The sequence below is a fragment of the Bradyrhizobium sp. P5_C11_2 genome (genome assembly GCF_054049755.1).
Genome location: NZ_JBFULT010000275.1, coordinates 1 through 9,885 on the forward strand (window position 1 = coordinate 1; position 9,885 = coordinate 9,885).

General features: G+C 64.8%; 11 protein-coding genes and 1 pseudogene. 4 read left to right on the plus strand and 8 right to left on the minus strand.

The window, feature by feature from the left end; translation table 11 throughout:
• Together ACXJL8_RS23600 and ACXJL8_RS23605 are read right to left on the minus strand one after the other, a co-directional pair.
• Window positions 1-710: pseudogene (locus tag ACXJL8_RS23600) on the minus strand (hypothetical protein); the annotation flags it as partial.
• 93 nt (window positions 711-803) lie between these two features.
• Window positions 804-1,817, minus strand: a complete 1,014-nt coding sequence (locus ACXJL8_RS23605) for a hypothetical protein (protein WP_456622587.1) — start codon at window positions 1,815-1,817, stop codon at window positions 804-806.
• 291 nt (window positions 1,818-2,108) lie between these two features.
• On the opposite strand from ACXJL8_RS23605, the gene ACXJL8_RS23610 reads away from it, so the two are divergent.
• Both ACXJL8_RS23610 and ACXJL8_RS23615 read left to right on the plus strand, forming a co-directional pair.
• Window positions 2,109-2,480, plus strand: coding sequence for a Crp/Fnr family transcriptional regulator (locus ACXJL8_RS23610; RefSeq protein ID WP_456622588.1), 372 nt, complete (start codon window positions 2,109-2,111; stop codon window positions 2,478-2,480).
• Entirely contained in the window at window positions 2,477-3,289 is an 813-nt protein-coding gene (locus tag ACXJL8_RS23615; protein ID WP_456622589.1) for an MBL fold metallo-hydrolase, read from the plus strand. Before ACXJL8_RS23610 ends, ACXJL8_RS23615 begins: the two co-directional genes overlap by 4 nt.
• Window positions 3,290-3,306: 17 nt before the next feature.
• On the opposite strand, the gene ACXJL8_RS23620 is transcribed toward ACXJL8_RS23615, so the two are convergent.
• The 4 genes from ACXJL8_RS23620 to ACXJL8_RS23635 form a co-directional block, all read right to left on the minus strand.
• Window positions 3,307-4,134: an ABC transporter substrate-binding protein gene (locus ACXJL8_RS23620; RefSeq protein WP_456622590.1), complete on the minus strand. Its 828-nt coding sequence runs from the start codon at window positions 4,132-4,134 to the stop codon at window positions 3,307-3,309.
• 35 nt (window positions 4,135-4,169) lie between these two features.
• On the minus strand, window positions 4,170-4,934 hold the full coding sequence (locus ACXJL8_RS23625; protein WP_456622591.1) for an amino acid ABC transporter ATP-binding protein: 765 nt from the start codon (window positions 4,932-4,934) through the stop codon (window positions 4,170-4,172).
• Window positions 4,931-5,833 (minus strand): amino acid ABC transporter permease, encoded by a 903-nt coding sequence (locus tag ACXJL8_RS23630; RefSeq protein WP_456622592.1) that lies wholly within the window; start codon window positions 5,831-5,833, stop codon window positions 4,931-4,933. Before ACXJL8_RS23630 ends, ACXJL8_RS23625 begins: the two co-directional genes overlap by 4 nt.
• 159 nt (window positions 5,834-5,992) lie before the next feature.
• Window positions 5,993-6,256 carry a hypothetical protein gene (locus tag ACXJL8_RS23635; RefSeq protein WP_456685673.1) on the minus strand — a complete coding sequence of 88 codons (264 nt, stop codon included), beginning with the start codon at window positions 6,254-6,256 and terminating at the stop codon, window positions 5,993-5,995.
• Between ACXJL8_RS23635 and ACXJL8_RS23640 the strand changes: the two genes are divergently transcribed.
• The gene (locus ACXJL8_RS23640; protein WP_456685674.1) at window positions 6,245-7,261 is read left to right on the plus strand and encodes a M20/M25/M40 family metallo-hydrolase; all 1,017 of its coding nucleotides are present in this window, start codon (window positions 6,245-6,247) and stop codon (window positions 7,259-7,261) included. The genes ACXJL8_RS23635 and ACXJL8_RS23640 overlap by 12 nt on opposite strands.
• 130 nt (window positions 7,262-7,391) lie before the next feature.
• Entirely contained in the window at window positions 7,392-8,411 is a 1,020-nt protein-coding gene (locus tag ACXJL8_RS23645; protein WP_456622594.1) for a LacI family DNA-binding transcriptional regulator, read from the plus strand.
• A 36-nt stretch (window positions 8,412-8,447) separates the two neighbouring features.
• Here ACXJL8_RS23645 and ACXJL8_RS23650 read toward each other — a convergent pair whose 3' ends face one another.
• Both ACXJL8_RS23650 and ACXJL8_RS23655 read right to left on the minus strand, forming a co-directional pair.
• Window positions 8,448-8,945 (minus strand): TPM domain-containing protein, encoded by a 498-nt coding sequence (locus tag ACXJL8_RS23650; protein WP_456685675.1) that lies wholly within the window; start codon window positions 8,943-8,945, stop codon window positions 8,448-8,450.
• A 5-nt stretch (window positions 8,946-8,950) separates the two neighbouring features.
• A complete protein-coding gene (locus ACXJL8_RS23655) occupies window positions 8,951-9,850 on the minus strand; it encodes a TPM domain-containing protein (RefSeq protein ID WP_456685676.1) in 900 nt (299 codons plus the stop codon).
• Window positions 9,851-9,885: the final 35 nt, after the last annotated feature.

Genomic DNA, 9,885 nt, shown 5'->3' on the forward strand with positions numbered 1-9,885 from the left:
ATCATCGAGATCTGGATGTTGGTCTCGATGCGGTCGAGCATGGCATCGGTTGGCTGGAACGAACTGCCGATCAGCCCCTGCCAGTCGCCATTGTCGAGCCAGCTCTGCGCGACCTCGGCGCAGGTGACAGGCCTGCCGCTGCGATCGGTCTGGCGCGCGTCCCTCGCCTTCATCACCAGGTTGAGCGTCATCGGCAGGCGTGTCGCCGTCGTGCCGCCGTCCGGCTTGCCGTCGAAGCGGGTCAACCGGTAGATCAGCCGGATCTCGCCGCAGGACTCTTCCGACACGTAAGCGCGGTCCATGCGATTGACGATGCCAGCGAGCACGAAACGCGTGTCAGGGGATTTCAGGACGGCCCGATCGAACAGCTGGACGTCAAAACCTTCGCCGACGCCAATGGTCTCGCTCGGGAATGCCGCCTTGTGCTGCCCGATATAGCGGTCGAACTCGGCATCGATCGCCGGAGGAATTGGCGCAAGCTGCGGCAGCAACGCGAACAGCTTGTCGGTCGTGAGCGGAAAATCCGCGTTCCGCTCCGGCGACAGCAGGCGCGAGATCGTGAGCGCGTCGTGCTGATCGAGCTGGCGCAGGAGATCGGGATCGGTGATGGCGGTGCCGCGCGCGAGCGCCGCAGTCTCCGCGGCCATTGACGACACGGCGCCACCGAACAACACGACGACAGCAACGAGAATTCGCAACGCGCGGCTCATGCCTCCACTAACACCGCGCGGGTCCGCCTATTCAAGCAAAAAGGCGCTTCACATCGTGGTGAAGCGCCTCTTCGAAAGTCGGATATCGGGGGCTCAGCGCGCGACGATCAGGCCCTTGCTGGTGACGACCACCCAGCGGCCGTCCTGGCGGCGGATCGCATCGACGCGGCCGATGCCGGGAATGGGGTCGCCGGCATAGACCTCGTAGAGACCTCCGCGGCCCTCGATCAGCGCGCCGCCGTTTGAGACGTCACGCAGTACCCAGCCTTCGATCGTCGGCAGCCGTCCGACCTCGGTCTTGGGCGCGGCGACCGCCGGAGCCGCGGCCGGCGCGGCAGTGGCGACCTGGGTCGGCGCGATCGACCCGGTGGTCTCCTTCGCGGGCGCTGCGGCCGCGGCCTGTGCGGGCGCCGCAGGCGGCGTGGCGCGGAGCTTGTCGACGGTCTCGGACAGTTTTGCCAGCTTGGCCATCGGCTCGGCCTGCGCCTTCTCGAGCTTGTCGAGACGGTCGTTGGCGCGGTTGAACTGGCTGAGGCCGGTCTTGGAGCTGTGCTCGACATTGGCCTTGAGCGCGACCACGTCGGCATCGATCCGGGCGACCGACGATTCCAGCGCGCTGGTGTCGGCGACCTGCACCGGTGCCGGGTTAGCTGCGAAATGCATCACGCTCACGGTTGCGAGCGCGCCACTGACGGCGCCGACGCAGGCTGCAAGCGCGATCACCGCGGCCATCGCCGACAGGCGGCGCTTGCCACCGGTCTCGCGCGGTTCCTCCGCCTTTACATGCGGGGCGAAGTCCTCGCGGTCCCAGGACCGCTCCGACGGCGCCATCACGATGAGCTTGCCGGGCTTCGGCTCGGGCTTGATCTCGGCCTTGGTCTCGGGCTTGGCTTCAAACTTCGGCACCTCGATCCTCGATGCCTCGATTCTTGATGCCTCGATTCTTGGCGGCTCGACCTTCGGGGCCTCTGCCTTGACCGGATCTGGCTTGGGCGGCGCCTCATGGTCGGGGGCGATCGAGGGTGCCTCGATTCCGGCCGCCTCGACGGCCTGCGGCACGGTCGCAGCTGCCACGACGCTCGTATCCTGGGCAGCCTGCTCAGCCATTGGTTCGCTCACAGTTCAAATACTCCACTCTGGATTGACCTTTTGGTAACTTTCATTGCTTGCGAAATCCTTACCTCGGGACCCGCTTACCGAAATTTTAGGAACTCCTCCGGGGCCGAATTGGGTCGGGAAAGTGGAACCGGCGTGGCGGCGTGCAACAAATTGTCAGCCGATGCTGCTCTGCAGCAGGCCGCCAAGCCGGCCGAGCGGGCTGTTGCCCGCCCTGGCGACCCGGCTAACATGGACAGTGCCGTCAGCCAGAAGGGCGACAGAGGGCCCTCGGGGAGTGTCATGACGATCGAGAAATGCATCAACGAGTTTGGTGTCGATGACGTCATCTTCGAGGAGGGCTCGACCGGCCGCGAGCTGTTCGTCGTCCTCGACGGCGAGGTCGAGATCGCCAAGATCAGCGGCGCCGACAAGACCAGCATCGTCAAACTCGGCAAGGGCGAGTTCTTCGGCGAGATGGCCGTGATCGACGGCTCGGCACGCTCGGCGACGGCGATCGCGGCGGCGCCGAACACGAAGGTGATGAGGATCAACCACGCCCGCTTCGTCTATCTGGTCAGCCAGCAGCCGGCCTTCGCGCTGATGGTGATGGACGCGCTCTCCAAGCGCCTGCGCGCGTCCAACGCCGTCACCTACCGGACCGCGCAATCATGAGTGACCGCAAGCCGACGGCCTTCCCGATCCTGATGAAGAACGACGTCTGCTCGCTGATCCAGGCCGCGGACAACGTCTACCAGATCCGCTTCTCCAACCGCGCCGCCAACGCCTATCTGGTGCGCGGCTCGGCGCGCACGATCCTGATCGATGTCGGGCTGTCCTCGAACTATCCGGCGCTGGCGGAATGCCTGAACTTCGCCGGCTGCCCGCCGGACAAGATCGACATGGTCGTGCTGAGCCACGAACATCTCGACCACATCGGCGCCGCCTGGCACTTCAACGCGCATCGCACGTTCGTCGCAGCCCATCGCCTCGCCGCCAACAAGATCATGCTGCGCGACGATTTCTCGATGCTGCGAAAGATGTTCAACGAGCCGAACGTGCCGATCAACGTCGACATCTGGCTCGAGGAAGGCAATCTGATCGACCTCGGCGATTTTCGCCTCAACGTGATGCACACGCCGGGCCACACCTCGGCCTGCATCACGCTGTACGACCAGGACAAGGGCCTGCTGTTTGCCGCCGACACCTTGATGCCCGGCGGCGTGATGGGCGGCGTGTTCGGCTCGGGCAGCATCGCCGACTACATCCAGTCGCTGGAGCGGTTGAAGGGGCTGGATTCGAAGATTTTGTTGTCGGGGCACGGACGGCTGTCGGACACGCCGCAGGAGGATGTGCGTATTGCGATTGCGAGGTCGCACGGCTTGCTGGCGGACACGGCGCAATTGTTCGACGCGCTGGACGCGCGCTCGAACTTCGAGCCGATCATGCAGTCGGTCAGGGATCTGAACAAGCTGGATGATTAAGGGGCGCGCCGGTGCGTTCAGGGCTGGCCGTTGATCATGGCTTGCTCGATCGCGCTGCCCGTCAGGTCCCATTTGCGCAGCAGCTCCTGATAGCTGCCGTCGGCCATGAGGGCCGCGAGCGCCTGCTTGAGCTTCTGTCCGAATTGCACATCGTCCTTGGCAAATCCGAGTCCCATGTCCTGGACGAGGAATGGCTTGCCGAGAATGACGTAGCGGTTGCCCTCGATCGAGTTCTGATACGGGATGGTCTCGGCGCCCTGGACTGCCGCATCGGCGCGTCCCTGGTTCAGTTGCAGCCGCGTATCCGGTGATCCGTCCGTTCCCACCACGATCACGGCAGGCTTGCCGGCGGCGGTGCAATGCTCGTCGCTCCATTTCTCGATTGCGGCGGGCCAGATGGTCCGGCGCGCGGTGGCGACCCGTTTGCCGCACAGCGCGTCCAGATCCGGATAGCGTGCGGCGTTGGCGCGCAGTGTGAAGAACACCGTATTGGCGTGCAGGTAATCGAGAAAGCTCACGGTCGCGCGGCGCTCCGGCGTATCGGCCATGCCGGCCACGATGACGTCGGCACGCCTGGTCTCGACCGAGCTGATCAGCTGGTCGAAGCTCGAATCGATCCAATTGACCTTGATGCCCATCCTGGCGGCGATCGCGTCGACGATATCGACATCGAATCCGATCAGCTTGCCGGACGCCGGATCCTTGAATTCGAAAGGAGGATATTTCGGCACCGTCGCCGCGTTGATGATCGTCTTCGTGCCCTGCGCCCAAGCGATGCCCGTGGCCTGGCCGAGCGCGACCACGAAGGCGACAGCTGCAAGACAACGGCGGGATCGTGTAAGCATGATATTCCCCTATGCGCCTCGATGGCGTCGAACGGCTAGCTCAGCACTGCCGAAATGAAATCGCGTGTACGGGCCTGGGTTGGCCTGCCGAGAACCTGTTCGGGCGATCCGGCTTCGACCACCAGTCCGTGGTCCATGAACAGCACCCGGTTCGCAACTTCGCGTGCGAAGCCGAGCTCGTGGGTCACGACGATCATGGTCATTCCGCTCCGTGCGAGATCGCGCATGACGGAGAGCACTTCGCCGACGAGCTCCGGATCGAGCGCGGAGGTCGGCTCGTCGAACAACATCAACGCCGGCTTCATCGCGAGTGCGCGCGCAATCGCAACGCGCTGCTGCTGGCCGCCCGACAGCTCGATCGGGTAAGCCCCGCATTTGTGCGCAAGTCCGACGCGTGCGAGCAGTTCGTTGGCCGCCAACTCCGCCTGCCTGCGCTCCATCTTCAGCACCTGAACCGGTCCTTCGATGACGTTCTCCAGGGCCGTCTTGTGCGGAAACAGGTTGAAGCGCTGGAACACCATGCCGGTCGCGAGCCGCTGCCGCGCGATCTCGCGCTCGGAGAGTTCAAACAGCTTGCGGCCGGTGCGCCGGTAGCCGACCAGCTCGCCGTTGACCCACAAGGCACCGCCATCGATGGCTTCGAGCTGGTTGATGCAGCGCAGGAAGGTGCTCTTGCCCGAACCCGACGGGCCGACAATGCACAGCACCTCGCCGCGGTCGATTTCGAGATCGATGCCCTTCAGGGCTTCGAACCCGCCGAAGGACTTGCGCAGGCCGACGGATTTGACGATGGGAGTCACGTCGATACCCCGGCTCGTGTCATTGCGCCGGATGCGCCTGCGCCGCGCGCGAAATATCGCTCGATCCGCCCCTGGAGAGCGGAGAGYACCGTGACGACGACCACGTACCAGATGCCCGCGACGATCAGCAGCTCGATGACCCGGTTGTTCGCGTAGTAGATATTCTCCGCGCTATAGACGATTTCCGGAAACTGGATCACGCTCGCAAGCGAAGTCAGCTTGACCATGCCGATGAGCTCGTTCCCGATCGGCGGAACGATCACGCGCATGGCCTGGGGCAGGATGATCCGGCGCAGCGCTTGCAGGCGAGGCATGCCGATCGCCTTGGCGGCCTCGTATTGCCCCTGGTCGACGGACAACAGGCCGGCGCGCACCACCTCCGACGTATAGGCCCCCTGATTGATGCCGAGCCCCAGGAGCGAAGCGAGGAAAGGCGTCATCACTTCGACGGTCGGCACCTCGACAAGTCCGGGAATGCCGAGATTGGGGAACACCAGGGCCAGGTTGAACCACAGCAACAGTTGCAGCAGCACGGGCGTGCCGCGGAAGAACCAGACATAACCGGCCGCCGCCCAATTGATCACCGGGTTGGCCGAGAGCCGCATGATGGCAACGGTCACGCCGATCGAGACACCGAGCAGCATCGCCAAGGCGGTCATCAGCACGGTGTTGCCGAGGCCCGCAACGATGCTGCGCACCGCGAGATATTGTCCGACGATGGCCCATTCGATCCGGCCGTGGGCGAACGCCATGACGACCCAGGACACGAGYGCGACGATCAGCGCGGCGCTGACATAGCGGCCGACATGCTTCCGTCGCACATGCTCGAACTCCGAAATGTCCTCGGTGAGGCCCTCTCGCCCGCCCATGGCGGGATTTTCACTCAATACGCTTGCCATGAAAGTGTCTTCGTCGTCCTACGATGCTCGCTTCCCATGCGATTGCGCGATCGCCACCGCGCCGCCGGCTCGTCGCCGCGGGTCTGGAGTTAACCAGCTTGCCTTTGGCTTCACAGCTTAGTAAATCGTTTTACTAAACTACAAAGACCGGGAAGAATGTCAATGCACCATGTAACGAAAGATGACCTGATCGCCGAGATCGAGCGCGATCGCGCCTCCCACATCGCCTTTCTCCAGGCGTTCATCCGCGAGCCGTCGCCCAATCCGCCGGGTGATACGCGGCGGGCCGCGGCGATCGTGACGCGCTATCTCGCAAACCGCGGCATCGAGGCGTCGATCGTGGCGCCGCGCGAGGACCTGCCCAATGTCGTCGCCGAATTCGATGGAGGGCGCAGCGGGCGGCGACTGGTGATGAACGGCCACATCGACGTGTTTCCAGTGGGTGACGGCAGCGGCTGGTCGCGCGATCCCTGGTCGGGCGCGCTGGAAGATGGCTGCGTGCATGGCCGCGGAGCCTGCGACATGAAGGCCGGAACCGCCGCATCGGTGATCGCGTTCAGCTACCTTCACACCCACCGGGCCGCGCTGGCGGGCAGCCTCGGCCTCACCGCCGTGTCGGACGAGGAGACCGGTGGACGCTGGGGCAGCCGCTGGCTCCTCGAAAACGACACGCGATGGCATGGCGACTGCATGATCAACGCGGAGCCCAGCGGTCTGCAGACCGTCCGCTTCGCTGAAAAAGGCACGTTGCGGCTGACCTTCACGGTACGAACCGCCGGCGCGCACGGCGCATATCTGCACAAATCGGAGAGCGCGACGCGTATCGCCGCGAGCCTGATCAACCGGCTTGGACAGATTGAGACGATCGTCCCCGACCTCGCACCGTCGCTGCGGGCCTATCTCGCCTTGCCTGATGTGCGCACTGCGGCCGATCGCGCGATGGGCGCCGGCGCCGCCGACGTCCTGACCCGCCCTACGCTGAATATCGGCACCGTCCAGGGCGGGCTGAAGGTCAACATGATTCCCGCGTCCTGCGTCTTCGAGGCGGACATTCGATTGCCGATCGGCCTGGACGCCGCCCGGGTCATGCAGACCATCGATACGATTCTCGGCGACTATCCGCAGGCGGACGTCGCCATTCAGGAAGCCGCAAGCAACCCTTCGAATTCATGCGCACACGACCATCCGATGGTCGGCATCCTCGCGCGCAACGCCGAGACCGTCTCAGGTGTGCGCCCGGTCGCGATTCCCTCGCTCGGCGCCACCGATTGCAAGTTCTGGCGCTATCACAAGGTGCCCGCTTATATCTACGGGCCGGCGCCGACACGTATGGCCGCAGCCGACGAATGCGTGTCGGTGGAGGAGTTCATGACTGTCATCAAGACCCATGCATTGTCGGCGTGGGACTACCTGACCGGCAGCGAATAGCTCRTCCATCCCCACCCCGGGGAAAATTGCACTGCGCGGGCAGCGGCGCTCCGGTCTTTCCGATGCTATAGGATGCGACGCCGGACTGAGGTCTATCGTCCGGCTCGGGATAATCCAGAGGCGAGGCTTGGTGGCTGGCAAGAGAGTGACGATAGCCGACGTCGCGAAGGCGACGGGCGTTTCGCCCGGCGCGATATCGCGCATCCTGAACAACGATCCGACGCTCAACGTCAGGGACGAGACCAAGGAGACGGTTCGCCGCGCGATTGCGGAACTGGGCTACATCCCCAATCCACAGGCGCGGGGCCTGCGCCTTGCGCGCTCGGGCAGTCTTGCGATGATCGTGCCCGAGATCAACAGCCCGGCATTCGTCGCCATCATCCAGGGCGCGCAGCGGGCGGCCTACGAGCTCGGATATTCGATGYTGATCGGCGGCATCGGCGAGGAAGGTGAAGACCCGAACCTCGCCGCGCGCATTCTCTCCAGCAACAGGGTGGACGGATTTCTGATCTCCACGGGCAAGCAGGAGGCACGGCAATTGGCTGCCGTGCAGCAGCTCGGAGCGCCCGCTGTGCTCGTCAATCGCTATCTGAACGAGCAGTTTCCGCACGTCATGCTGGATGACGAGGCGGGCGTTACGCTCGCCGTACGTCATCTGGCGGAGCTCGGCCATGAGCGGATCGGATTTCTCGGCAGCACGCGGCGCTTCCTCGGCACACGGCGTCTTGCGGGATTCAAGCAGGGACTCGCCGAACGCGGGCTGCGCTTCGACAAGCGGTTCGTGGTCAATTGCGGCTATGACCGTGAGGGCGGCGAGGCGGGTGCGCATGCGGTGCTCGCGCTCGCCGACCGTCCGACCGCGATCTTCGCCACCAACCATCTGGTGGCCGCGGGTGCGCTGCGCGTGGCGCGACAACTCGGCCTGGACGTTCCGGGCGCGTTGTCCGTCGCAAGCTTCTATGACGGTCCCGTTGCCGATCTGCTGACGCCGGCCGTGACGTCGGTCGCCTACCCGCTCGATCAGCTTGGCTATGAGGCAGTGCGGATGCTGGTTCGCCTGATCACAGGTGAAGCGCCGGGGCCCACCGGCATCACCATTCAACCGACTGGCCTCGTCGTCAGACAGTCGACCGGCGCCATCTCAGGATAAACGCAAGACCCCGCCCCTGGTCGGGACGAGGTCGGACTACATCACCACCGGCGCATCCGGCAGCTCGTTCGCATGCGGACCCTGCGGCGGAAAGTGCCGCGCCAGCTCGCCCGACACAGCCGCGATGCCGCTGATCACGCCGTGTTCGAACCGGCCGAATCTGAACTCGACCTCCATAGCGCGGCAGATCCTTTCCCAGCCCTCGCCACCGACCTTCGCGTCGATGCCGCGGTCGGCGACGATCTCGACGTCGCGGTCGGCGAGCAGGAGATAGATCAGCACGCCGTTGTTGTGCGCGGTGTCCCAGATCCGTAAGTGCGAGAACACGTCGAGGGCACGCGCGCGTGCCGACTGATTGCGGAACAGCGGTGCGCCGTCGAGCGCGCCTTCGACGACGAAGCGGACCTGGCCGGAGTGGGTTGTTTCGCCCTGCCTGATTGCCTGCTCGATACGGTCGAGCACGTTTGGCGGAAAGACCTGCTTGGCCCGMCAATGATGCTGCACGAGATGCCTGGCAATGCGCTTGATGCTCATGACCGCTACCAGCTCCCCGAGGCGCCGCCGCCGCCAAAACTGCCACCGCCACCGCTGAAGCTGCCGCTATCGCTGCTGCTTGACGATCCGCTGCTCCAGCCACCTCCCGAGGAACCGCTCGACCACGCGCCGCCGCGCGACGACCCCGAGCTTGGCCCCATCGCCGAAAACAGATCGGCGATGAACCCGATGACGAAGCCGAGAGCTCCGAGGGCGACGGCGAGTCCCAGAGAACCGAGAATAAGCCAACTCAGCGCTGCAATGATTCCTCCGGTCACCAATGATCCGAGCAGCCGACCGAGGACGGCACGGAAGAACCCGCCCACCCCCAGCGAGACGAACAGCGTCACGATGAAGAGCGGTGCGAGGTCGTCCAGATTGCCGAAATTCACGCTGGGCGAGGGAATCGGCAACGGCTCGCCGTCGATGACGCGGATCATGCGATCGACGCCATCGGCGATGCCGCCGGCGAAATCGCCGGTCCTGAACTTCGGCGTGATGACCTCGTCGATGATCCGCCRCGAGGTCACGTCGGTCAACGCGCCTTCGAGGCCATAGCCGACCTCGATGCGCAAATGCCGGTCGTTCCTGGCCACCACCAGGATCGCGCCGTCATCGACCTTCTTGCGCCCGATCTTCCAGGCCTCCGCGACGCGGATCGAGAACTGCTCGATCGTCTCCGGCTGCGTCGTCGGCACGATCAGCACGGCGACCTGGCTGCCCTTCCGCGTCTCGAAGTCGCGCAGCTTCTGCGTCAGCGCGGCGATATCGCTGCTGGAGAGCGTGCCGGTCTGGTCGACCACGCGGCCGGTGAGTTGCGGTACGGCGACGTCGGCCGAGGCGGGGAGGACGAAGGCGAGGACGAGTGCGACTACGGCAATCGTTCGCCACAACCTCGCTGTCATCGCCCGGCTTGACCGGGCGATCCAGTATTCCAGAG